The organism is Kribbella sp. NPDC004138, from assembly GCF_053603655.1.
The window spans coordinates 31,368-54,522 of the sequence record NZ_JBSGFZ010000039.1; the positions used below are offsets into that span (position 1 = coordinate 31,368).

A 23,155-nucleotide genomic window follows, 5' to 3' on the forward strand; every position below is an offset into this window, starting at 1 on the left:
CAGGCACCTGAGCAGAGGACAAACCTAGTGGCCCATTGAGACCTAGTCCACTGGTCAGACCAGTTGGCGCACCGGAGGAGTAGACGTGAAGTCGTCGATTTACACTCGAGCGGTCGCAGTCCTCGCCTCCGCCGCGCTGCTCGCGGTGAGCGCCTGCTCGGCCGGGTCGAGTACGTCGTCCGGCACGTCGCCGGGCGGTGACCAGAACCTGTCGATCGGCCTGGTCGCCGAGCCGGCCAGCCTCGACTTCACCACCACCGACGGCGCCGCGATCCCGCAGGTGCTGCTCGGGAACGTCTACGAGACCCTGGTCAAGCAGGACGACTCCGGCAAGATCGTGCCCTCGCTGGCGAAGTCGTGGACGGTGTCGCCGGACCGCAAGACGTACACGTTCGATCTGGTCGACAACGCGAAGTTCACCAACGACAAGCAGTTCACGGCCAGCGACGCGGTGTTCAGCATCAACCGGGTGAAGACCGCCTGGACGACGTCGCTGAAGGCCGCGATGGACGTGGTCTCGCAGGCCAAGGCGTTGTCGCCGACCCAGCTGCAGGTCACGCTGGCGAAGCCGAGCAACGACTGGCTGTTCCGGATGACCACCCGGATCGGCGCGATGTTCTCCGAGAGCGGCGTCAGCGCACTGGCGACGGCCCCGGTCGGCTCCGGCCCGTACACGTTCTCGAAGTGGAACCGCGGCGACTCGATCGTCCTGGTCCGCAACGACAAGTACTGGGGTTCGAAGCCGTTCTTCCAGCAGATCACGCTGAAGTACTTCAAGGACGCGACCGCGCTGAACAACGCGCTGCTCACCGGCACGATCAACGTGATCAGCACGGTGCAGGCGCCCGAGGCGCTCAGCCAGTTCACCAGCAACGACAAGTACCAGGTGATCGAGGGTACGACGAACGGCGAGGTCCTGCTGTCCTTCAACAACTCGCTGCCGCTGTTCAAGGACATCCGGACCCGCCAGGCGATCCGGATGGCGATCGACCACAAGGCGCTGCTGGACACCTGCTGGGCCGGCCGCGGCAAGCTGATCGGCAGCATGGTCCCGCCGACCGACCCGTGGTACGAGGACCTCACCGGCGTCGCGCCGTACGACCTGGCCAAGGCGAAGTCGTTGCTGCAGGCCTCCGGCGCGGCCGGCAAGACGCTCCGGCTCCGGCTCCCGACGTTGCCGTACGCAACGTCCTGCGGCCAGGTGGTGAAGAGCCAGCTGGAGCAGGCCGGCCTGAAGGTGCGGATCGACCAGCTGGAGTTCCCGGCGGCGTGGCTGACGACGGTGTTCAAGAACGCCGACTACGACCTGTCGATCATCGCGCACGTCGAGCCGCGGGACCTCGGGGCGGTCTTCGGAAACCCGAAGTACTACACGAGGTACGACGACCCGACGCTGCAGGGCTACCTGGCCGCGGCCGACTCCGGTGACGAGGCCGCGCAGGTCGACAACCTGAAGAAGGCGGCGCGCCGGCTGTCCGAGCAGGCCGCGGGCGACTGGCTGTTCCTGCTGCCGAACCTGATGGTCGCGGACAAGGACATCAAGGGCTTGCCGACCAACGCGATCACCGAGAACTTCGATCTCTCCAAGCTCGCCCGATGATTCTCCGCCTGATCGAGCGCACCGGCGTGTTCTTGGTCAGTCTCGCGGTGAGCTCGGTGCTGGTCTTCGCGTTCATGGCGGTGCTGCCCGGCGATCCGGCCCGGGTCGCGCTCGGCGTGAACGCCTCCGACGAGGCGGTGGCCGAACTGCGCCGGCAGTTCGGCCTCGACCGCCCGCTGCCGACGCAGTACTTCGACTGGCTGGGTGGACTGCTGCACGGTGACCTCGGCACGTCGTACGTGTCGAAGGCGGCGATCGGCCCGCAGGTCTTCGACCGGTTGCAGGTCACGCTGTGGCTGGTCGTCGCCGGCATGGTCATCGCGCTCGCCATCGCCGTGCCGGCCGGGACCCTGATGGCGGCCCGGCACCGCAAGGTGTCCGGGCTGGCGCTGTCGGCGGTCTCCCAGGTCGGCGTCGCGGTGCCCGCGTTCCTCGCGGGCATCCTGCTGATCGTCGTGTTCGCGGTGAAGCTCGGCTGGCTCCCGGCGAACGGCTGGACGCCGCCGGCGCAGGATCCCGCGATGTTCCTGCAGCAGCTGATCCTCCCCGCCCTCGCACTCGGACTCGTCCAAGGCGCCGTCCTCACCCGCTACGTCCGCAGCGCGGTCCTCGACGTACTGCGCGAGGACTACCTCCGCACCGCCCGCGCCAAAGGCCTCCGCCCCTTCCAAGCTCTCTGGAAACACGGCCTTCGCAACGCCGCCGTGCCGGTCGTCACCGTCCTCGGCCTCCAGTTGGCGACGCTCCTGATCGGTGCCGTCGTCGTCGAGCGCGTCTTCGTCATCCCAGGACTGGGCAGCCTCCTGCTCGACGGCGTGTCGAACCGCGACCTGCTTCTGGTGCAGGACGTCGTGATGGTCCTGGTCCTCGCCGTACTCCTGGTCAACTTCCTCGTCGACGTCCTGTACGTCGCCCTCGACCCGAGACTGAGGACGGCGTAGATGAGACGACTGAACCCGAGCCTGATCGCCGGCGGCGTGATCGTCGCGGTGATCGTCGCGATGGCGCTGGTGTCGTTCGTCTGGACGCCGTACGACGCCACGCTCGTCACCCCGTCCTCCCGGTTGCTGAAGCCGTCGTGGTCGCACTGGTTCGGCACCGACAAGTTCGGCCGGGACGTGTTCAGCCAGATCATGGTCGGTTCGCGGACCACGTTGTTCGTCGGCGTCGTCGCGGTCGGCGTGGCCGCGGTCATCGGCGTACCGCTGGGGATCCTGGCCGCGATGGTCCGGCGCTGGCCGGGCGAGGCGATCATGCGCGCCAACGACCTGCTGCTCGCGTTCCCGGCGCTGCTGCTGGCGATCATGTTCGGCGCCGTGTTCGGGGCCAGCACCCTGACCGCGATGATCGCGATCGGTATCGCGTCGGTGCCGAGCTTCGCGCGGGTGATCCGGAGCGGGGCGCTGCAGGTGATGCGATCCGAGTACGTGCTCGCCGCGCGCGCGGCCGGCCGGCAGCCGTTCCCGATCGCGGTGCGGCACGTGCTGCCGAACGTGACCAGCCTGATCACGGTGCAGGCCTCGGTGTCGTTCGCGATCGCGGTGCTGGCCGAGGCGGCGTTGTCGTTCCTCGGGTACGGGACGCCGCCGCCGACCCCGTCCTGGGGCCGGATGCTGCAGGAGAGCCAGGAGTTCCTGTTCAGCGCGCCGCGCCTGGCGATCTTCCCCGGTCTCGCGATCGCGATCGCCGTCCTCGGCTTCAACCTGCTAGGCGACGGCCTGCGCGACCGGTTCGACCCGAAGCTGGAGGACCGGCGATGAGTGACGTACTGAGCGTCCGCGGGCTGAGCGTTTCCGTGCGGGACACCGCGCTGGTGTCCGACGTCGACCTGACCGTCGGCGCGGGGGAGCGGGTCGGGCTGATCGGGGAGTCCGGATCCGGCAAGTCGCTGACCGCGCTGAGCATCCTCGGTCTGCTGCCCGAGGACGTGCGGGCCGACGGTTCGGTTCGCCTGGACGGTGTGGACCACGAGCTGGTGGGCGCGGACGAACGACGGATGTCCCGGATCCGCGGTCGCGACATCGCGATGGTCTTCCAGGAGCCGATGACCGCGCTGAACCCGACCATGCGGATCGGCGACCAGCTCACCGAGGCGATGCTGATCCACAAGACGCTCGCGAAACCCGCAGCCCGGGCCTCGGCGGCCGACCTGCTCGACCGCGTGCAGCTGCCTGCCGAGACGCTCCGTGCGTACCCGCACCAGTTGTCCGGCGGCCAACGGCAACGAGTCGTCCTGGCACTCGCCCTGGCCAACGACCCGGCGCTCCTGATCTGCGACGAGCCGACCACCGCGCTGGACGTCACGGTGCAGGCGCTCGTCCTCGACCTGATCGTCCGCGGTGTCATGGACCGGTCGTCGGCGTTGCTCTTCATCACCCACGACCTCGCCGTCGTCGCCACGGTCTGCGAACGCGTCCTGGTCATGTACGGCGGTCGCGTCGTCGAGGCAGGCCCTGTCAGCGAGGTGTTCACGCGCCCGCGCCACCGCTACACCGAGGGTCTGCTCGCGGCGTCCGACCTCGAGACCACGTCCCGTCGTCTCACCACGATCCCGGGCAACGTGCCGCTGGCCGGCCGGTTCCCGTCGGGCTGCGTCTTCCGGACGCGGTGCGCAAACGCCACTGCTCTGTGCGAGGAGCTGCCGGCGTGGACCGGGTCGGAAACGCGCGGCTTCGCCTGCCACCACCCAGCCGGAGACGCCGATGCCTGAGCAGATCCTGGCTGACCAGATCCCCGCCGCGATCCGGGTCGTCGACCTGGTGCGTGACTACCCGCGTCCTCGGACCTCGCTGCTCAAGCCCGCGCCTGTCGTGCACGCGCTGCGCGGCGTGAGCCTGGAGGTCAAGCAGGGCGAGCGGTTCGGCATCGTCGGCGAATCCGGATGTGGCAAGTCGACGCTGCTGCGCCTGATCGCCGCCCTCGACCGCGCGACCTCCGGCCAGGTGATCGTCGAGGGCACCGACATCACCAGGCTTCCGGAGCGCCGGCTGCGGCCGCTGCGCGAGAACCTCCAGCTCGTCTTCCAGGACCCGATGAGCTCCCTCGACCCCCGGATGCGGGTTCGCGACATCATCGCCGAACCGCTCGTCGTCCAAGGCCATCCGGCGTCCGGAGCCCGCGTCCGCGAGTTGCTCGAGGCCGTCGGCCTGTCCGCGGACGCCGGCGACCGGTACCCGCACCAGTTCTCCGGCGGTCAGCGGCAGCGCATCTCGATCGCCCGCGCCCTCGCCCCGCGTCCGCGGATCCTGATCGCGGACGAACCGGTGAGCGCCCTCGATGTCTCCGTCCGGGCGCAGGTGCTCAACCTGATCTCCGACCTCGTCGACGAGCTCAACCTGACCTTGGTGTTCGTCTCGCACGATCTGTCCGTGGTCAAACACGTCTGCGACCGCGTGGCCGTGATGAACGCCGGCGAGATCGTCGAGACCGGCTCCACCGGCGACGTGTACGCCGCCCCGCAGCATCCCTACACGCAGCGCCTGGTCTCGGCCATCCCGACACTGCAGCGCGCGCTCTCCGGCGCGACCACGTCCGACCTGCTCGCGAAGGGAGATCCCGCATGAAGTTTCCAGCCGGCCTGCCGATCGGTGAGTCCTGGGTCGAGGCACCGGCCACAGCGCCGGTGATCTTCCCGTACGACGGGTCCACCGTGGCGGAGGCGCCGGTCGGGGACGTCCCGCTGGCGCGCGCAGCCCTCGACAACGCGCTCGCCGTCCGCGAGACGGTCGGCCGGCTGCCGTCGTACGTGCGCCGGAACGTCTTGCAGAGCGTGCATTCCGCGGTGCTCGCCGCCCGCGACGAGTTCGTGGATCTGCTGGTGCTGGAGACCGGGAAGCCACTGGTCGACTGCCGGGTGGAGATCGACCGGACGCTGCTCACCCTGGAGACGTCGGCCGAGGAGGTCGCCCGGCTGCACGGCGAGACCGTGCCGCTCGACCTGTTGCCGAGCGGTGCGGGCTTGCAGGGCTTCTGGGTCCGCAAGCCGATCGGCGTGGTCATCGGGATCACCGGCTTCAACTATCCGTTGCTGCTCGCGGCGCACAAGATCGCGCCCGCGTTCGCCGCCGGGTGCCCGATCATCGTGAAGCCGGCGCCGCAGACGCCGCTCGCGACGCTCTGGCTCGCCCACCTGATGCGCTCGGCGCTCGCCGACGCGGGTGCGCCGGAGAGTGCCCTCCAGGTGATCACCGGCGGAGCGGACGTCGGCGCGACGTTGACGACCGACGATCGGATCGGCGCCGTCTCCTTCACCGGGTCGGCCGCCGTCGGGCATCGGATCGCGCGGGACGCCGCGCCGACCAAGGTCCTGCTGGAGCTCGGGTCGAACTCCGCGCTGGTCGTCGCCGCGGACGCCGATCTGGACGCGGCCGCCGACGCGATCGTGCGCGGCGGGTACTACGCGTCCGGGCAGGCCTGCATCTCGGTCCAGCGCGTGATCGCCGTCGAATCCGTGCGTACGGCGTTGCTGGACAAGCTCGGCGCCCGGATGCCGGGCGTCGTGGTCGGTGACCCGCGCGATCCGGAGACGCGGGTGTCGGCGCTCATCAACCCGGCGTCGACGGATCGCGTTCGGGCGTGGGTCGGCGACGCGGTCCACGCCGGCGCGTCGATCGCCTACGAGGTCCCCGGCGACGTCCTCGGTCCGATCGTGCTGACCGACGTACCGGACGGGTTGCCGGCGTGGGACGAGGAGATCTTCGGGCCGGTGATCGCCGTACGGTCGGTGCCGGACGTCGAAACTGCTCTGCGCGCAGTCAACGAGACCCGGTACGGGTTGCACGCGAGCGTCTTCACGTCCTCGCTCGAGACCGCCTTCGCCGCGATCGACCGGCTCGACGTCGGGGGAGTGGTGATCAACGAGGTCCCCGGGTTCCGCTCAGACGTGATGCCGTACGGCGGCGTAAAGCACTCCGGCACCGGCCGCGAAGGCCCGCGCTTCGCCATCGAGGAACTCACCACAACCCGGATGGCCATCATCCGCCCGCGCCCATGACCACACTTAGGGCATGTCTGATAATCCAGCGCCTACTGCGGGGCACTCGGCACGGCATCTCGCCGCACGTGAGCAAAGGCCACGATGCGCCGCATCGAGACCTTCGCTCCCGCACGCCGAGCTACCGCACCGAGCACCTCCTCGCGACGGCGCTGGATTATCAGACATGCCCTTGTGCACCCACCAACCAGATCGCGCCGCCGGAAACGGTTGGTGCGGGCCCAAGGTCGGCACAACAGCACCAGGGGACGCGCTGATGGACTACGCGAGGTTGTTTCGGCTCGACGGCAAGCATGCGGTGGTGGTCGGCGCGGGGAGCGGGATCGGGCGCGAGAGCGCGCTCGCGCTGGCGGCGCATGGTGCGCGCGTGACCTGTGCGGACCGCGACCTCGCCGCCGCTCGGGAGACGGCCGGCGCCGAGTTGGCGGCGTACGAGCTGGATGTGCTGGACGACTCCGCGGTCGAGCGGGCTGCTGCCGAGCTGGATCCGGTGGACGTGCTCGTCTTCACCGCGGCGACGAACGTGCGGAAGCGGATTCTCGACTACACCGGCGAGGAGTTCGACCGGGTCGTGTCGCTGAACCTGCGGGCGTCGTTCCAGCTCGTGCGCGCGTTCGGCAAGGGCATGGCGGAGCGGGGCAGCGGCAGCATCATCGGCTTCAGCTCGATCCGCGGGACCACGGTCGAGCCGGGGCAGTCGGTGTACGCGGCCACGAAGGCAGGCCTCGTCCAGCTGCTGCGCACCGCGGCCGCCGAGCTCGGCCCGTCCGGCGTCCGCGCGAACGCGATCGCCCCAGGTGTCGTCGAGACCCCGCTGACCGCGCAGATCAAGGCCGACCAGGGCTGGTATGACGCCTACGCGCGCAAAGGAGCGCTCGGCCGGTGGGCACAGCCCCAGGAACTCGCCGGTGCGGTCGTCTACCTCGCCTCCGACGCGGCGAGCTTCGTGACCGGGAGCGTGCTCGCGGTCGACGGCGGCTGGACCGCGGTCGACGGCCGCTTCGACCCCCCGAACTGAGGAGTGCCGCATGAATCTCGCTGACCTGACCGCCACCGAACTCCTGGCGAGGTACGGCGACGGCTCGGTGTCCCCGGTCGAGGTCGTCGAGGACGTGCTGACCCGCGTCGCGGCGTGGGAACCGCAGCTGTGTGCGCTCTACGCGCCGGATCCGGAGGGCGCGCGGGCGGCGGCGCAGGAGTCCGAGCGGCGCTGGCGGGCCGGTACGGCGGGCGCGCTGGACGGCGTACCTGTGACCGTCAAGGAGAACATCGCGACCCGCGGAACCCCTGTACCGCAAGGGACTGCGGCGACCGCGCTGGTCCCGGCGGCCACGGACGACCCGGCCGCGGCCCGGCTGCGCGCGGCCGGGGCGGTGATCTTCAGCAAGACGACGATGCCGGAGTACGGGATGCTGTCGTCCGGTGTCTCGACCTTCCACCGGCTGACGCGCAACCCGTGGGACCTGTCGAAGACGGCCGGCGGTTCGAGCGCGGGCGCGGCCGCCGCGGCGGCGGCCGGCTACGGGCCGATCCACGTCGGCACCGACATCGGCGGATCGATCCGGTTGCCGGCCGGGTGGTGCGGACTGGTCGGGCTGAAGCCGACGCACGGACGGATCGCGGTCGGCAGCCCGTACGCCGGGCGTGCGATCGGGCCGCTGACCCGCACGGCGCCGGACGCGGCGCTCGCGCTGCGGGTGATGTCCGGGTACGACCCGCGCGACCACACGTCGATCCCGCCGGCCTCCGACGAGTTCGCCGTCGAGGTCGAAGGGCTGCGGGTCGCCCTGCTCCTCGACGCGGGCGTCGGGCTGCCCGTCGACCCCGAGGTCGCGGCCGCGGTGTCGGCCGTGGCCGCCGTGCTCGAGAGCGGCGGCGCGATCGTCGAACCGATCCGGCCGGTCATCACCCGCGAGATGCTCGACGGCCTCGACCGCTTCTGGCGGATCCGCTCCGCGACCGATATCGCGGCCCTGCCCGAGGAGCGGCGCGCGAAGGTCCTGCCGCAGATCCGCTCCTGGGTCGCGTCGGCGTCCGACCTCACCGCGGCCGACGTCTTCCACGGATACAGCCAGATGGGCGCGATGGCGGCCGCGGTCGGCCGGGTGTTCACGACGTACGACGTGATCCTGTCGCCGGTCGCGCCGATCACGGCGTTCCGCGCGGAGCTGGCGTACCCGACGGACGATCCAGGCAAGCCGTTCGAGCACATCGCGTTCACGGTCCCGTACAACATGTCGCAGCACCCGGCGACCACGGTCAACGCCGGCTGGTCCGCGTCCGGGCTGCCGATCGGCGCGCAGCTCGCCGTACCGCATCACCAGGACCTGCGGGCGCTCGCCTTGGCCCAGTACCTCGACAGCCGGCGACCGGAGCAGCGAGACTGGCCGACGAGGTGACGAATGGCCGGCTCCGGAGGTACGCCGCACGCTGACGCGACGCAGCGCGGTCTGACCTCGCACTGTTACCGGATGCTCGGCTGCGTCACCGAAGCAGTCGAGATCGCGGCGGTCGCGAACAGCTACGACGAAGCCACCCGCGCGTGTCTGCAGCGCTCCGGCCGGCGGCCGTTGCCGTCGGATCTCGCCGGGCCGAGCGCCGACCCCGAGGGCGTGCTGTCGGAGAGCCAGGAGATTGTCTGGCTGGAGCCGATTCCCACGCACCTGATGGACGATCACCCGATCGACCTCGGGCTGATTGCCGCACTCCAACGGCTGACACCGGCCAAGCGCGCCGCGACCGTGCTCCGTCTCGAGGGCAGGGCTCCGTCGGGCGACGTTCGGCCCGCGCCGCTCACTCCGGCTCCGGCACTCGTCCCCGACACCGTCCTGCTGGCGCGCTACCGCGCCGCCTTCGAGCAGTACGACGTCCCCGCGATCGTCACGCTCTTCGCCGACGACGCGATCTGGGAGATGCCGCCGTTCACGTCCTGGTTCCGCGGCGCCCGCGACATCGGCCGCCTGATCAGCACCCACTGTCCCGCCGAACGCCCCGGCGACCAGTACCTCGTCCCGCTGCAGGCCAACGGCCACCCCGCCTTCGCCGTCTACATGCGAGACCCGAAGGACAACATCCACCGGGCCTTCCAGATCCAGGTCCTCACCCTGACAGCCACGGCGATCGTGCACGCGGTCGCGTTCTTCGACCTGTCCCTCTTCCAGACCTTCCACCTGCCGGACCTCCTGACAGGCCTGCCTCCGAACCCGTACGACGGCACCCTCAGACCCCACGTCGAACGCATCTCCGATCCGCGGGGCTGATTCCGGTCGCAGTCCTGCGGACGCGCCGCTACGCTCGCAAGATCTTGTCCATCGGCTTGCCCTTGGCGAGTTCGTCGACCAGCTTGTCCAGGTAGCGGATCTTCTGCATCAGCGGATCCTCGATGCCTTCGACGCGCACGCCGCAGACCACCCCGGTGATCGATGACGCGCGGGGATTGAGCTGCGCGCCGGCGAAGAAGTCCTCGAAGGTCGTCCCGGCTTCCAGGTGACGCTCCAACGTGGCGGACCCGAACCCTGTCAGCCACTCGATGACCTGGTCCAGCTCTGCCTTCGTTCGTCCCTTCTTCTCGACTTTCGTCACGTACAGCGGGTACACGGACGCGAAACTGACAGTGAAGATCCGGCTCATCAGTCAAAGCTAGCGAACGGCGTACTTCTGCTCCGCGGAGTCACTGGCTGTGACCGGTCGGACCGGTATGGTTCGGAATCCTCGAATCCTGTCCGCTCTGAGATGTCTGGAGTAGTTGCGTGGTCAGTTCACCGAAGTGGCGTGCGATTCTTCTCTCGCTGGGGCTTGCAGTCGGTCTTGGTGCTTGTTCGTCCGGCAAGGATCAGCCCGACCCGGCAGCGGAAGCCGAAAACAGCCGGAGCTCGTCGACGCCGAAGGCGGATGACGACTTCTCGCGAGCGGGCATGGTCGTCACCGCGCAGTGCAGTCCGGCGGGTGACAGCGGAGGCGGTACGGTCACCGTCGACGGATGGGATCCGCAGAGCCTGCAGAAGATGGCGCACGCGGAGTTCCAGTTACCGGACAACGTCCTGACCGCGACCGAGAAGGTCCGGCCCGGCACCGCGCTGGAAGTGATCTGCGCGCCGACGAATCTGACGAACAGCAACGACATCCTTGCCGTCAGATCGCTGTTCGACCGGGACTTCACCAAACTGGCCGTGGTGATCCAGGACCCACAGAGCATGGCGACGCACGTGGGCTACGTCGACCGCTCGGGCAAGTTCACCGACCTGACCGGCGAAGAAGACTTCGGCGACACCCCGCAGGAGGACAACGCCGCCATGTCGCCGGACGGGGACGCGGTCTGGTTCACCAGTGAGGTCGACGACGAAGACCACATTGCGAGCAGGCCACTCGACGGAGATCACAAGGCCGTCGGCGAACGGCCGATCGAGGATATCGGCGAGTCCCACCTGTTCGTCGTCGGAACACCCGGTACGGCGGTGGTGGGCAGCAGTGCTCGGCTGTCGCCCGACGGCAAACGCGTCCTGGCCGAGGGAAAGCTGCTGGACGTCAAGCCCGATCGCGCAGTGATCGGCCCCGCTGCGATCGATCAGGCGACGTCGTTGTCGTGCGGGGAGTCGGCCTCCGGTGACGCGCTGGGCTGGATCGACAACGACACAGTGCTGTGCAGCGGACCCGACGACCGGTTCTCGACCTTCGACCTCACCCCGAACGCGGCGGCGAGCGGCCCGATTCTGCCGAGCAATGATCGCAACAACTACGTCCTGGAGATCTCGCCGGACGGGCAGAAGTTCGCGTTCCTGTCCGTGAAGGAGGAGAAGCGGGACTACTACGTGTCCGACGTGAAGCCAGGCTCCACACCGACCAAGGTGGAGCCGCCCGCGGACTTCGCGCCGATGATCGGCAAGCTCTTCGTCCTCGACTGGCGCTGAGCAGCTGCGGTGGATCTTCGTCAGCCCGAGGCTGATGTGCGGACGGCGGGGTACAAAGGTCTGGACAGCAGCTTGCAGGCGAGGAGAGGGATCAGGTGCCCAGGATGAAGACGTCCACCGCTTTCGGGGTCGACATCGGCGGCAGCGGGATCAAGGGCGCGGTCGTCGACCTGGAGAAGGGCGATCTGGCCGCGGAGCGGGTGAAGTACCTGACGCCCGTCCCGTCGACTCCGAAGGCCGTCGCCGAGGTCGTGGCCCGGCTGGTCGAGGAGGCTGGGTGGACCGGTGAGCTGGGCGCGACGTTCCCGGCCGTGATCAGGCACGGGGTGGCCCAGACCGCGGCGAACGTCGACAAGAGCTGGATCGGGACCGACGTCGACAAGGTCTTCACCGACATCACCCACTGCGCCGTGACCGTGCTCAACGACGCCGACGCGGCCGGCATCGCCGAGGCCCGGTTCGGCGCGGCCAAGGGCGTCGGCGGCGTGGTCATCCTGCTCACCTTCGGCACCGGCATCGGCAGCGCGCTCCTGGTCGACGGCCGGCTCGTGCCCAACACCGAGCTCGGTCACCTCGAGCTGGACGGCTACGACGCGGAGAAGAGGGCGTCCTCGGCGGCGAAGGACAACGAGGGCTTGTCGTACAAGCAGTGGGCCAAGCGGGTGCAGCGTTACCTCCGGCACGTGGAGGGCCTGTTCAGCCCCGACCTGTTCGTGGTCGGCGGCGGGGTCAGCAAGCACGCCGACAAGTGGGTGCCGCTCCTCGACATCTCCACCCCGGTGAAGCCGGCTCAACTGCTCAACAACGCCGGCATCGTCGGCGCCGCGATGGCCGCGCACGAGAAGTTCACCGGGTAGGCCGGCCCAGCCGCTGTCAGCATCCGGCATGTCAGGAACCTGAACGCATCCGCGGATCAGTGGCTGGGAGACCGTGAGGACGCGGACGCTGCCTTAGGCTCCGGACGTGTGGCGGGAACCGGAACGGGTCGATCGGGCATAAGGGCGCATGTACCGATTCCAAGTTGGCATTGCCGAGGACGACCCGCCTGAGGTCGCGCTGGGCGAAGCCGCCCTGACGGGACCAGTCATCGCCGGCCCCGGTCCGTCTCGACCCGACCGCGCGTCTGCGCCGGAGGTCGATCCGATCCCCGACACTCCTGAGGGTTTCGCCCGCCTGTTCGACCTCTACGCCCCCCGAATCCATCGCTACGTCACACGTCGGCTCGGCACCAGCGAAGCGGACGATCTGGTCGGTCAGACCTTTCTGATCGCCTTCGAGCGCAGACAGCGGTACGCCGCCGCGTCGGTTGGTGCGCTGCCGCTGCTGTACGGGATCGCAACCAACCTGATCCATCGCAAGCGCCGCGACGAGGTACGCCAGTATCTGGCCTACGCCCGGTCCCAACCGGCGGCCGTCGACCAGCACACTGCCCCCTTCGCCGCTGACGTCGCGGCGCGTGTCGACGCTGCCTCGGCTGCACGGATCCTGACCGGTGTTCTCGCCGGCCTGCGGCAGGCGGAGCGCGACGTACTGCTGCTGTACGCCTGGGAAGACCTCGGGTACGCCCAGATCGCCGAGGCGCTGAATGTGCCGATCGGAACCGTTCGCTCCCGCCTTCACCGAGCCCGTCGAGCCCTCCGCTCCGCGCTCGGTCCCGACTTCGAGGAGAACCTGTCATGACCGAGATCGACCTGCTCAAGCGCGTACGCGACGACGTACCGGAACCCGACCCGCTCGTCCTGGCTCGGGCCCGTCAGCGTCTGCTGACCGCGCCGCCCGTACGCCGTCGCGTGGTCCGGCCGCGGCTTGTTGTCGCGGGTGGCCTTGCGCTGACCCTGGCCGGCGGGCTCCTCGCTGCCGACGTGATGAGCCGCGATGGCAGCTCGGCGGTGCCCGGGGCGACGGCCGATGCCGGCACGTTCCTGGCTGATGCTGCGGCGAAGGCCAAGGCCGATCCGGAGGCGTCGATCCCGCCTGGGAAGTTTCGTCAGGTCACGACTGAGAGGACGTTCCTCTACAAGTTCGGTCCGAGGAAGGAGTTCACGGCGACGGAACACCTGCGGCAGGACAGCTGGGTCACGGCCGATCCGAGCCGCCCGTACACGCTGCGGATCCAGGAGTTGGTGAAGGTGGACTTCGCCACGCCCCAGAACAAGGCCGCGGCGCGCAGGTACGCGCCTTTCCTGCTCGGCCATCCGAAGCCGCGTCTGGGCCGAGCGACCTGCAGAGGCGTCCTCATCGAGCCGGACACCCAGACGGCGCCGTGTACCCCGAGCTGGGAGTTCCCGTCACCGGCGTTTCTCGCCGGCCAGCCCCGGGATCCGGACGCATTGCTCGCTGCGTTGCGCAAGTACACCCCGCCGGTCTTGCCGCGGCATGGCGTTCCCGAGCGGCAACTCGAGCTCGCCCGGGCCGGGGCGATGTCGCCGGACCAGCGGGCGTTCGGTCGCATCGCCTCCGCACTGAACTCGGGCTTCGCACCGGCCGACCTGCGAGCGGCACTGTACGAAGCCGCGCGCAAGATCCCCGGAATGCGGCTCACGGACGACGTCGAAACGCTCGACGGCAGACACGGCCGCGCGATCGGCCTCGCCGTCAACGAGGGACAGCGCCTCGACATCATCATCTCCCCGTCGAGCGGCCAGAGCATCGGCTCCCGCCTGGTCGACGTCGGCAAGGGGGCGGCGTCGAACGACGTCGTCTACAGCGCCGAATCCTTCACAACACGAATCACCCCAACCCAGCCCGTCACGAAGTAGTCGATCTGCCCAGTGGGACCCTGACGAAGCCCAGTTCAGGCAGACCTTCGTCCCGATCGAGGTTTCGAAAATGTGCTGGGTGTGCCGCCCGCCGTTGAGCTGAGCTGAAGTGACCTTGTTTACAAGGGCTTGGCGACTGTCGAGGTGTGGCGCCATCACGAGTGGTCGAGGAGTCGTTTCAGCTCGGCCAGGTTGTCCGCGACCGCGGACTTGATGCGGTTGCGGGCGATGGGTGCCAGTAGGTTCCGTGCGCCCGGCGTGCGAAGCTCCACGGTGTTGGTGAGGGTTGTGCCGTTGCCGGTTGGACGGAGCGTGTAGGTCACCTTCGCGGGGAACGCGTTGAGGGTGCCGTCGATGGTGAGCTTCTCGTTCTGAATCAGCTCGGTGATCTCCAATGTCTCCTCGGCCCGGACGGGAATCGTGCGGGTCTGCAGGTAGCGGGTCCCGACGCCGGTCGGGCCAGGGGTGAGCTTTCGGGTTTCGGCGAGCGCGTAGTTCCACTCGGGAAGGTTCTCGAGATTCGCCAGGAAGGCGAAGACCGTGACCGGCGGGCGGTTGACGGTGATCGTGTTGGTGAATCTCATGCGGACCACCGGGAGATCTTGATCAGGCGGTCGGCCGCGGTCGGGCCGTGGGCAGGCAGGACCACCCCGGTGCGGGGCGGCAGCCACCGGCGAAAAGTGGTCGCTTCCGTGGACATGTGAACTCCTGAGGTGCCGATCGGCCCGACGGGTTCGGGCCGAGGCATCAGTCTTTCGTCCGCGGCGGCGGGGTGTCTGTGACTTTTGTCGTGCGCTCGAGTTGACGCCGTCACGCCTCGTCCGGACTCCAGGTCTGATCGTGAAGTCCGGTAGGGGCGAGGATGTGGATGCTGTCCGGCGCGGTGACGACCCGTCCGGCGAGCCGGAAGTCACGGAGTACCCGGGCCGCCACCTCGCGGACCGAACCGACCGCATCCGCTAGCTGGGACACGTGCGTGACGAGTTCGCACCGTGCGGAACGCGTTCACAGCGGTCTGCCCCAGGTTCTCGTACAGGCGGCGGTTGAGCTCCTCCGCCAGCGCCCAGGTGACTCCTCCGGCAATCCCCGGAGAAACTGCCGGCCGCTACCCCTTCAGGCCGCCGTTGCTGTGGAGTAGTTGCGCGTTGATCCAGCCGCCCTGTTCGGAGCACAGGAAGCTGACCAGGTCGGCGGTGTCGCGGGGGGTGCCGAGGCGTCCGAGGGGCGTGGCCACGGATCCCCACTGGACCAGGTCGGGGGTCATCCAGCCGGTGTCGATCGGGCCCGGGTTGATCACATTGGCGGTCAGTCCCAGGTGGTGGAGTTCCTCTGCGGCGGCCAGCGTGATGCGGTCCAACGCGCCTTTGCTGGCGCCGTACGGCAGGTTGTGCGCGGTGTGGTCGCTGGTCAACGCGACGATGCGGCCGGAGCCGAAGGGCGCGTCGTACTGTTCGGCGAAGGCCTTGATCAGTAGCCAGGTGGCGCGCGCGTTCACGGCGAAGTGCCGATCGAAGCTGTCGACCGTGGTGTCGAGGATGCCGCTGTCGACGCTCTCGCAGTGTGCCATCACCAACGCTCGCACAGGACCGAGCGCGTCGTTCACCGTGCGGAACAGGCCGGCTGGAGCGCGTGCGTCCTCCAGGTCGGCATCGACCGCCAGCGTTCGCGCGCCGTGACGCTCGAGGACCGCGGTGATCCCGGTCGGGCCGTCGGTGTCGCGGCCCCACGGCATTCGCTCGTCGTACTTCCCGAAGTAGCTGAAGGCGACGTCGTACCCGCTCGCCGCGAGCCCTTCGGCGAGAGTCGCGCCGATCCCGATCCGCCGTCCGACCCCGGTCACCAGGGCCACCGGCCTGCTTGTGCCGTTCATTGCCGCCACCTACCTTCCAGAACAGATTTGACTAGAGCAACGCTTTAGTGAATTCTAACTAAAGTCCCGCTCTAGTGAAAGGGGTTTGTGATGACCGGTCGACGCCGCGAGGCGATCACCCTGCTGCTGATCACCGCCGTCGAGTTGATCGTCTTCCTCGACGCGACCGTGGTGAACATCGCCCTACCGGCGATCGGCACCACACTGCAGTTGAGCGAGTCGCAGCTCGCTTGGATCAGCAACGCGTATCTGCTGACATTCGGTGGATTCATGCTGGTCGGCGGCCGTGCGACGGACCTGCTCGGACCTCGCCGGATGTTCGTCGCCGGACTCGCCGTCTTCACGATCGCCTCCGCGGCGGCCGGGTTCGCGCCGACGGCCACGCTGCTGATCGCGGGGCGAGCACTGCAAGGGCTGGGAGCTGCCGTCCTGGTGCCGGCTCAGATCGCTCTACTGAAGTCAAGCTTCAGTGACCCTGCGGCACAGCGAAAGGCCTTCGCCGTGTGGAGCGCGATGGGAGCCTCCGGCGCCGCGCTCGGCACGGCGATCGGCGGCCTGGTGACTCAGGGCCTTGGCTGGCCCGCGATCTTCTTGCTCAATCTCCCGGTGGGCGTCGCCGGGCTGATCGTCGCTCGGCCGCTGCTGCCGGCCGACCCTCAGGAGGTGCGCGGAGCCACGGCCCGCCTTGACCTCCCCGGTGCGGTGATCGGTACGTCGGCTCTGCTGTTGATCGGCTACGGACTCGGCGAGACAGGTCAGGGCACGGCCGCGTGGGCGACGGTCGCCGTGGGCGCCGCGTTGCTGGCCGGCTTCCTCACCCTCGAGAAACGCGCGCGCCACCCGTTGATGCCGCTGCGACTGTTCAGGGTCCGCGCGGTGACGGGCGCGTCGCTCGTGAACGCACTCGTCGGTGCGGCCCACGTCCCGGCGTTCGTCCTGCTGTCTCTGTACTTCCAGATCGCGCAGGGCTATGAGCCGATCCGCTCCGGACTGGCCGTGATGCCCGTCGCGCTGGCCGGGATCGTGTTCTCCCGCACGGTCCTGCCGAGCATCCTGAAGCGGCTCGGAGCTGCGCGCGTCCTCGCCCTTGGTCTGGCCCTCCAGGCTGTCGCCCTGGCTTGGTACGCGCGGCTGCCGGTCGACGCGGACTTCGTGCGGGACGTCCTTCCGCCCTCGCTGGTCTTCGGCGTCGGGCTGCCGGCGGCGTTCGTCGGCGTCACCGTTCCCGCCGTCAGCGCGGTCGACGCCGCGGATGCGGGGGTCGTCGCCGGGATCGTGAACACCACTCAACGCATCGGGGCCGGCCTCGGCGTCACCGGGCTGTTGCTGATCGCAACTACCTGGACGGAGCGCTCGGCCTCGGCCGACCCGATGGCGGCCTACGTCGATGGCCTTCGGGCCGGTTTCAGCACCGCGGCCGGGCTCGCCGCGGTGGGCGCCGCCCTGACCCTCGTCCTGCTGGCCCGGCGATCAGCGGGCGGGGAAGTGCCCAGCACCCCGGACGTCGCTGCCGATCGTACGGCGACGCGTAGTGAAACAGCGGAGTAGAACAATGACGAAGACCACTGAAGAGCGGATGAAGCCCCGTGGGCGCCTGACCGGGCGCCGCCCGGCCGGCGCGCTGGCCACGGTCGCCGGAAGCGTCGTACGCCGTCGCTGGCTGACGCTGATGATCACCACGCTGATCGCGGGTGCCGCCGCGGTGCTCGGCGCCGGGACGGAGCATCACCTGTCCGCCGGTGGATACACAGCCGAGAGCTTCGAGTCGGTCCGTGCCGACGTCGTACTCACCTCCGAGTTCGGAGCAGGCGCACCGAACGTCGTCCTCGTTGCGAGTTCCGCCGCCGGCGTCGACGACGCCGGGGCTGCGGAGGCGGGCCGGCAATTGACGCGGCGCATCGAGCGCAGCTCGAACTCGGTGTCGTACGCGCGGTCCTACTGGACCACGAACGATCCCGGGCTACGTTCCGCCGACGGCCGGAGCGCGCTGATCGTCGTCAGGCTCCTCGGCGACGAGAACGAGGTGGCGCGACTGGTGCACGACGTAGTGCCTCGGTTCGTCGGCCGGCAGGGGGATCTGGAGGTGCGGGCGACCGGGGCCGGGGTCGTGAACGCGGAGGCCGACCGGCTGAGTGCGGAAGATCTGACGCGGTCGGAGTTGATCGCTGCACCGCTCACCGTTCTCGTGCTGGTGATCGTGTTCAGGTCGCTGATCGGCGCGTTGCTGCCGGTTGTCGTCGGTGCCGTGTCGGTCGCCGGGACGCTCGCTGTCCTGCGCGTGCTCGCGGAAGCGACGCCGGTGTCGATCTTTGCGATGAACCTGACCACCGCGCTCGGCTTCGGGCTCGCCGTCGACTACAGCTTGTTCATCGTCAATCGGTACCGCGAGGAACTGGCCGCGGGCCGGGGCACCGCGGCCGCGATCGTGACGAGTGTGCGAACCGCCGGGCGGACCGTCCTGTTCTCGGCCATGACGGTGACGCTCTCGCTCGCCGCCCTGCTGGTCTTTCCCATCTACTTCCTGCGCTCCCTCGCGTACGCCGGTTTCGTTGTCGTGGCATTGGCGTCGATCACCTCGGTAATCCTGCTTCCCGCACTGCTCGCGGTGGTCGGCCTGCGGATCGACAGGTTCGACGTGACCGCGCTCCTGCGGCGACGACGTGCGGGTTCCGGTGGTCGGCCAGGGCGATTGTCCGCGTTGACCATGCGCCGGCCACTCGTGGTGGCTGTCGCTGTGGTGATCCTGCTGGGCGCGACCGCCGTCCCGTTCCTTCGGGCGGACTTCGGCCTCCTGGATGATCGCGTGCTTCCGCGAGGGGCGTCGGCGCAGGTGGCGGCGGAGGCTGTCCGGACCCAGTTCCCGTCAGCGCAGACCGCGCCGATCGTCGTCGTCCTCGACGGTGGCGATCCGATCACGACGACCGCGGTCGCGGACTATGCCCGACGCCTGTCGGTCCTGCCGCATGCCGCCCAGGTCGACTCACCGGCGGGTACGTTCGTGGGTGGTCAGGCCGTGGCCCGATCCCGAACGTCCGCCGGCATGCTTCTCGACAACGGAACGCGGCTGCTGGTCACCGCGGATCTCGACCCGAACTCGCGCGCGGCCGAAACACTGGTGCGTGCCGTCCGTGCGACGCCGGCGCCGCCTGGTGCCCTGGTCGGTGGTGACGCCGCGACTCTGGTGGACACCAAGGACATGCTGACCGACCGGATCGGTTGGGCCGCGGCGGTCATCGCACTCAGCATGATCGTCCTGCTGTTCCTGTTCACCGGCAGCATCGTGATCCCGTTGCAGCAGTTGGTCCTCAATGCGCTGAGTCTGACCGCATCGTTCGGTGCCATGGTCTACGTCTTCCAGGAAGGCCATCTGAAGTGGCTCGTCGGTGACTTCGTCCATACCGGCCGGCTCGAGGTCACCGTGCCGATCCTGATGTTCTGCGTCGCGTTCGGCCTGTCCATGGACTACAGCGTGTTCGTCCTGTCGCGTATTCGTGAGCATTACCTGGACAGTGGGGACACGGCTCGATCCGTTGCCTTCGGTCTCAAGGTCTCCGGGCGGCTGATCACAGCAGCGGCGCTCGTCGTGGCGGTCGCCCTCGGCGCGGTCGCCACGTCGGGTCTGAGTGTGCTGAAGCTGTTGGGGGTCGGGCTCGCGCTGGCCGTCCTGGTGGACGCCACACTCGTCCGCGGCCTGCTGCTGCCGGCCGTCATGAGGTTGTTCGGCCGGTGGAACTGGTGGGCGCCGAACGCCCTGGCGCGGATCCATCGGGCCATCGGTCTGAGGGAGAGCAGGTGACGACGTCAGTGGTCTCGCAGAGGGGCCAGCGCAGGTGGTTCGTCGGTGCTGTCTTCTTGCTGTCGGCACCGATCTGGCTGGTGGGGACGTTCGTCGACTCTCCAGAGGATCTGCCGATGGACCTCCCGGTCTCGGCCGCGCAGTTCGTCGTACCGATGATCTGCGCGTTCCTGATCGCCCACTTCACCGGCGAGGCCGGTGCGGTGCGCCGCCTCGCGCGGGAGATGATCCGGCTCCCTCGGCGAGGCCGTCGACGATGGCTGTTCGCCGGGCTCGTCGGCGTTCCGGCGTTGCTCGTGCCGGCCGCTGCCGCGAACTGGCTCGTCGACAGGGCCGCCGGGGCGGCCGGATCCGCGGCGGTGGCGGTCCCGGTGCTGGTCGTGGTTTTCCTGGTAGCCGGTTCGATGGAAGAGATCGGTTGGACGGGATTCCTGTACCCACGCTTCGGCAGCGCTCGCGGCCCGGTGTTCCGCGGTCTCATCATCGGTATGATCTGGGCTGCGTGGCACATCGTCCCGCTCGTGCAGGCCGGCCGGGAGTGGTCGTGGATCGCCGCCTGGACGGTGTCGACCGTGGCGGCCCGGGTCCTGATCGTCTGGATCTTCGTCGCCGGTGGACGGCTGGTGATCCTGGCGTCCTATGCGCATGCCGGCCTCAACGTGGGCGAGTCCGTCTATCCCGAGGTGGAGGCAACCGCGTCGATGATCGCGATCGCGGCCGCCTTGTCGGTGGCCGCGCTGGTCGCCATGTTGCTGCCGCCGGCCCGACGCCCGAGCGTTCGGTTCTACCAGAGGTCGGCCGGCAACAGCGAGTGAATCAAGGTGTCCGCGGCCCAGGCCGCCCACTCGTCGGCCGTCCATCCGCGCTCCTGGACGAAGAGCAGGAACGTCTCGGGCGCGAGGACCGCCAGCAGGATGTCGGCCGCTCTACCGGCGTCCAGGTCGTCGCGCAGCCCAGTCTTCGCCATCAGCGCGGCAACGACCGCGGTCTGAACGGTCAAGCGCTGGAAGAGGTTGGTTCGCCACAGTTCAGCGGCCTCCGGCTCGGTCGGTGCCGCCGAGCGGATGACATCGAGCAGTGGAGCCACGCGGGTGTGGATGGCGGCGGTCGCCTTCGCGATCTGGCGCAGCTGATCAGCCGGTTCGGCGGCCATCGCCTCCGCGACCCAGGGCCGGTCGAGGGTGGCGATCGGCGCCGTGTCACCCGCGATCTCGACATCGAGGAGTTCCTTGAGCAGCGCACGTTTGGTCGTGAACGTGTAGTACGGCGTCTGTGCCGCCACCCCGGACTCCTTGGCGATGGCCTGCATGCTGGTCCCGGCGTACCCGTGCTCGATGAACAGCTTCCGCGCGGCCGCCAGCATCCGGGCCCGGGTCGCCGCCGCCTTCGCCGCACGCACACCAGGTTTCTGGGCCTTACCGGACGCCATCCGTGTCGCTCCCTGTCCCTCGATCGCTCACCTGAGGGTAGCGGGGCCGGAGACGTCCTCCGTACGTGACCGAGGAGTCGCCGGCTGGGGGCTCCATACCCAGCCCGACGTACTCGAACAACTCCAGCGTGTCCGTTGGAGGATCGACTCGAGACACCTCACGGCTGCTCGACGGGCCGCCTCCCGAGCGACGCCTGAAACCGAAGAAGATAGCCGTCTGGGTCGGTGACAAGGAACTGCTCGACGCCGGCCTCGCCATTGCCGGTCCGATACCACTTGGTTTCCGGTTCCATGAACAGCGGCCAGCCCGCTTCGCGAAGCGACGAGCAGACGGGGCCGACCGCGGCAACGCTGATCTGGAAGTTGATGCCGCGTCCGAGTGGTCGGTCGAGGGGTCCGGTCAGCCAGTTCCGCCCGACCCCGATCTGCTCGAGCATCAGATGCGCGCTGCCCTGGGCGATGTACGCGAATCCCTCCTCCGGCCGGTCGTACAGCACTTCGAATCGGCACAACCGGCACCAGAAGTCGAGGCTCGCCGCAACTGACTCCACCAATAGTTCTGGAACGAGCGCGGGGTCGGGCATGTGATCCACCCGCACATTCTTTCAGCGCCGCACGGCACCCCATTCGGCGTGCCGAACCGCGGTCAGCGCTGAACGGGTTCAGCCGGTATCTCAGAGGCCCTGGGCCGCAGCGGCCTGCCGTCCCTCCAGATGAAGTGCAAATCCACCGCCTGGAGCTGCCCGTCCGGCCGCTCCCATGGCAGCAGAACGGTTGTCGTGCCAAACGTTCGATGTGCTCCTTGGCCACTTTGGCGTACAGCACCCGAACTCGCGGAGGTGCCGATGCTGAGCGGCCTGTGCGGCACCGAGATCAAGCTGGCAGTTGCAGGCCTACAGTACTGACTGAGGTCCGATGGGCTGTCGGCGCTGGTGGACTGGCACACCCCTGTGCTGGTAACTGCGCCGATGGGTGCGGGGAGGGTGGATGGCAGTCGATGTTGTGACCGAGATCGTGATCGATCGGCCTGTGGAACTGGTGGCGGCGTATGTCGCGGATCCCTCGAACGCGCCGGCGTGGTACTCCAACATCGAGTCGGTCGTCTGGCGTACCGAGCCGCCGGTCCGGGTGGGGTCTCGGATGGATTTCGTGGCGCATTTCCTTGGCAGGCGACTCGCGTACACGTATGAGATCGTTGAGCTCGTCCCGCTGCAGCGACTGGTGATGCGCACGGCTCAAGGCCCGTTCCCGATGGAGACCAGCTATCAGTGGTCACCTGCCGGTGAGGACTCCACGAACATGTCGTTGCGTAACCGCGGTGAGCCTTCGGGGTTCGCCGGCGTCGCGGCCCCGGTGATGTCTGCGGCGATGCGCCGAGCGAATCGCAAGGATCTCGTGCGGCTGAAGGGTCTTCTGGAAGCCCGGTGATCGGGCGGATGTCCTGCGGAGTATGCGCTGGTCGCGGTCCGCGCACAGATCGGAGTGAAGGACGTCAGGCGTTCAGGGACGCTCGGGCGAAGATGACTGCCTCGTCGAGGAGTTCGTGCCAGAGTTCGGGATTGATGGTGGGGACGGCGATCCATTCGCGGAAGACCTTGCCGGCCGGCGCGAACGGGACGCCGGTGCCTGCGCGGATCAGTTCGGATACCCGCCTGGCGGGGAGTTTGACGACGAGGCCGTTCGTGGCGTCGTAGGAGGCGAGGAAGCGGTCGGCCAGCCGGACGCAGGGGTAGCCCATCATGGCTCCTCCGTCATGCGGTTCTCCCACCTGCGCGGCGGGCCGGTCCCACGGTCACCTGCG

At 68.8% G+C, this 23,155-nt stretch carries 24 protein-coding genes; 17 read left to right on the forward strand and 7 right to left on the reverse strand.

What is annotated here, in order from left to right:
- The first annotated feature begins 85 nt into the window (after positions 1-85).
- The 9 genes from ACWEOO_RS38770 to ACWEOO_RS38810 all read left to right on the forward strand — a co-directional run bounded on the left by ACWEOO_RS38770 (position 86) and on the right by ACWEOO_RS38810 (position 9,853).
- A complete protein-coding gene (locus ACWEOO_RS38770; RefSeq protein WP_452147294.1) occupies positions 86-1,600 on the forward strand; it encodes an ABC transporter substrate-binding protein in 1,515 nt (504 codons plus the stop codon).
- Positions 1,597-2,541 carry an ABC transporter permease gene (locus ACWEOO_RS38775; RefSeq protein ID WP_359922262.1) on the forward strand — a complete coding sequence of 315 codons (945 nt, stop codon included), beginning with the start codon at positions 1,597-1,599 and terminating at the stop codon, positions 2,539-2,541. The genes ACWEOO_RS38770 and ACWEOO_RS38775 overlap by 4 nt, the downstream gene beginning before the upstream one ends.
- Positions 2,542-3,360 (forward strand): ABC transporter permease, encoded by an 819-nt coding sequence (locus tag ACWEOO_RS38780; RefSeq protein WP_359922264.1) that lies wholly within the window; start codon positions 2,542-2,544, stop codon positions 3,358-3,360.
- A complete protein-coding gene (locus ACWEOO_RS38785) occupies positions 3,357-4,310 on the forward strand; it encodes an ABC transporter ATP-binding protein (protein WP_452147295.1) in 954 nt (317 codons plus the stop codon). Before ACWEOO_RS38780 ends, ACWEOO_RS38785 begins: the two co-directional genes overlap by 4 nt.
- Positions 4,303-5,163 (forward strand): ATP-binding cassette domain-containing protein, encoded by an 861-nt coding sequence (locus ACWEOO_RS38790; RefSeq protein WP_452147296.1) that lies wholly within the window; start codon positions 4,303-4,305, stop codon positions 5,161-5,163. Before ACWEOO_RS38785 ends, ACWEOO_RS38790 begins: the two co-directional genes overlap by 8 nt.
- Positions 5,160-6,593 (forward strand): aldehyde dehydrogenase family protein, encoded by a 1,434-nt coding sequence (locus ACWEOO_RS38795; RefSeq protein ID WP_452147297.1) that lies wholly within the window; start codon positions 5,160-5,162, stop codon positions 6,591-6,593. Before ACWEOO_RS38790 ends, ACWEOO_RS38795 begins: the two co-directional genes overlap by 4 nt.
- Positions 6,594-6,849: 256 nt before the next feature.
- Positions 6,850-7,611 (forward strand): SDR family NAD(P)-dependent oxidoreductase, encoded by a 762-nt coding sequence (locus ACWEOO_RS38800; protein ID WP_363718223.1) that lies wholly within the window; start codon positions 6,850-6,852, stop codon positions 7,609-7,611.
- Positions 7,612-7,621: 10 nt separating this feature from the next.
- Entirely contained in the window at positions 7,622-8,992 is a 1,371-nt protein-coding gene (locus ACWEOO_RS38805) for an amidase (protein ID WP_452147298.1), read from the forward strand.
- A 3-nt stretch (positions 8,993-8,995) separates the two neighbouring features.
- Positions 8,996-9,853 carry a hypothetical protein gene (locus ACWEOO_RS38810; protein ID WP_452147299.1) on the forward strand — a complete coding sequence of 286 codons (858 nt, stop codon included), beginning with the start codon at positions 8,996-8,998 and terminating at the stop codon, positions 9,851-9,853.
- 28 nt (positions 9,854-9,881) lie between these two features.
- Here the strand turns inward: ACWEOO_RS38810 and ACWEOO_RS38815 are convergent, their stop codons facing one another.
- A complete protein-coding gene (locus tag ACWEOO_RS38815; RefSeq protein ID WP_359922285.1) occupies positions 9,882-10,223 on the reverse strand; it encodes a DUF2200 domain-containing protein in 342 nt (113 codons plus the stop codon).
- Between the two features lie 284 nt (positions 10,224-10,507).
- Here ACWEOO_RS38815 and ACWEOO_RS38820 point away from each other — a divergent pair, with 284 nt between their 5' ends.
- The 4 genes from ACWEOO_RS38820 (at position 10,508) to ACWEOO_RS38835 (ending at position 14,259) form a co-directional block, all read left to right on the forward strand.
- A complete protein-coding gene (locus ACWEOO_RS38820; protein ID WP_452147300.1) occupies positions 10,508-11,500 on the forward strand; it encodes a hypothetical protein in 993 nt (330 codons plus the stop codon).
- Positions 11,501-11,604: 104 nt separating this feature from the next.
- On the forward strand, positions 11,605-12,357 hold the full coding sequence (gene ppgK / locus ACWEOO_RS38825) for a polyphosphate--glucose phosphotransferase (RefSeq protein ID WP_452147301.1): 753 nt from the start codon (positions 11,605-11,607) through the stop codon (positions 12,355-12,357).
- Between the two features lie 148 nt (positions 12,358-12,505).
- Positions 12,506-13,180 carry an RNA polymerase sigma factor gene (locus ACWEOO_RS38830; protein WP_452147302.1) on the forward strand — a complete coding sequence of 225 codons (675 nt, stop codon included), beginning with the start codon at positions 12,506-12,508 and terminating at the stop codon, positions 13,178-13,180.
- A complete protein-coding gene (locus tag ACWEOO_RS38835; RefSeq protein ID WP_452147303.1) occupies positions 13,177-14,259 on the forward strand; it encodes a CU044_5270 family protein in 1,083 nt (360 codons plus the stop codon). The genes ACWEOO_RS38830 and ACWEOO_RS38835 overlap by 4 nt, the downstream gene beginning before the upstream one ends.
- A 155-nt stretch (positions 14,260-14,414) precedes the next feature.
- Here the strand turns inward: ACWEOO_RS38835 and ACWEOO_RS38840 are convergent, their stop codons facing one another.
- From ACWEOO_RS38840 to ACWEOO_RS38850, 3 genes are all read right to left on the reverse strand, one after another.
- Complete coding sequence (locus tag ACWEOO_RS38840) at positions 14,415-14,843, reverse strand: SRPBCC family protein (protein WP_452147304.1); 429 nt, start codon at positions 14,841-14,843, stop codon at positions 14,415-14,417.
- A gap of 226 nt (positions 14,844-15,069) precedes the next feature.
- Positions 15,070-15,231, reverse strand: coding sequence for a helix-turn-helix domain-containing protein (locus tag ACWEOO_RS38845; RefSeq protein ID WP_452147305.1), 162 nt, complete (start codon positions 15,229-15,231; stop codon positions 15,070-15,072).
- A gap of 133 nt (positions 15,232-15,364) precedes the next feature.
- Positions 15,365-16,129 (reverse strand): SDR family oxidoreductase, encoded by a 765-nt coding sequence (locus ACWEOO_RS38850; protein ID WP_452147306.1) that lies wholly within the window; start codon positions 16,127-16,129, stop codon positions 15,365-15,367.
- 90 nt (positions 16,130-16,219) lie between these two features.
- Between ACWEOO_RS38850 and ACWEOO_RS38855 the strand changes: the two genes are divergently transcribed.
- From ACWEOO_RS38855 to ACWEOO_RS38865, 3 genes are read left to right on the forward strand one after another with little or no spacing between them, the layout of a single operon-like run.
- The gene (locus ACWEOO_RS38855; protein ID WP_452147307.1) at positions 16,220-17,677 is read left to right on the forward strand and encodes an MFS transporter; all 1,458 of its coding nucleotides are present in this window, start codon (positions 16,220-16,222) and stop codon (positions 17,675-17,677) included.
- Positions 17,678-17,681: 4 nt separating this feature from the next.
- Entirely contained in the window at positions 17,682-19,925 is a 2,244-nt protein-coding gene (locus ACWEOO_RS38860; protein ID WP_452147308.1) for an MMPL family transporter, read from the forward strand.
- Complete coding sequence (locus ACWEOO_RS38865; RefSeq protein WP_452147309.1) at positions 19,922-20,740, forward strand: CPBP family intramembrane glutamic endopeptidase; 819 nt, start codon at positions 19,922-19,924, stop codon at positions 20,738-20,740. Before ACWEOO_RS38860 ends, ACWEOO_RS38865 begins: the two co-directional genes overlap by 4 nt.
- On the opposite strand, the gene ACWEOO_RS38870 is transcribed toward ACWEOO_RS38865, so the two are convergent.
- Together ACWEOO_RS38870 and ACWEOO_RS38875 are read right to left on the reverse strand one after the other, a co-directional pair.
- Positions 20,710-21,354: a TetR/AcrR family transcriptional regulator gene (locus ACWEOO_RS38870; RefSeq protein WP_452147310.1), complete on the reverse strand. Its 645-nt coding sequence runs from the start codon at positions 21,352-21,354 to the stop codon at positions 20,710-20,712. The genes ACWEOO_RS38865 and ACWEOO_RS38870 overlap by 31 nt on opposite strands.
- A gap of 158 nt (positions 21,355-21,512) precedes the next feature.
- Positions 21,513-21,938, reverse strand: coding sequence for a bleomycin resistance protein (locus ACWEOO_RS38875; RefSeq protein ID WP_452147337.1), 426 nt, complete (start codon positions 21,936-21,938; stop codon positions 21,513-21,515).
- Between the two features lie 403 nt (positions 21,939-22,341).
- On the opposite strand from ACWEOO_RS38875, the gene ACWEOO_RS38880 reads away from it, so the two are divergent.
- Complete coding sequence (locus tag ACWEOO_RS38880) at positions 22,342-22,782, forward strand: SRPBCC family protein (protein WP_452147311.1); 441 nt, start codon at positions 22,342-22,344, stop codon at positions 22,780-22,782.
- 64 nt (positions 22,783-22,846) lie between these two features.
- Here ACWEOO_RS38880 and ACWEOO_RS38885 read toward each other — a convergent pair whose 3' ends face one another.
- Entirely contained in the window at positions 22,847-23,095 is a 249-nt protein-coding gene (locus ACWEOO_RS38885; protein WP_452147312.1) for a hypothetical protein, read from the reverse strand.
- Between the last annotated feature and the right edge of the window lie 60 nt (positions 23,096-23,155).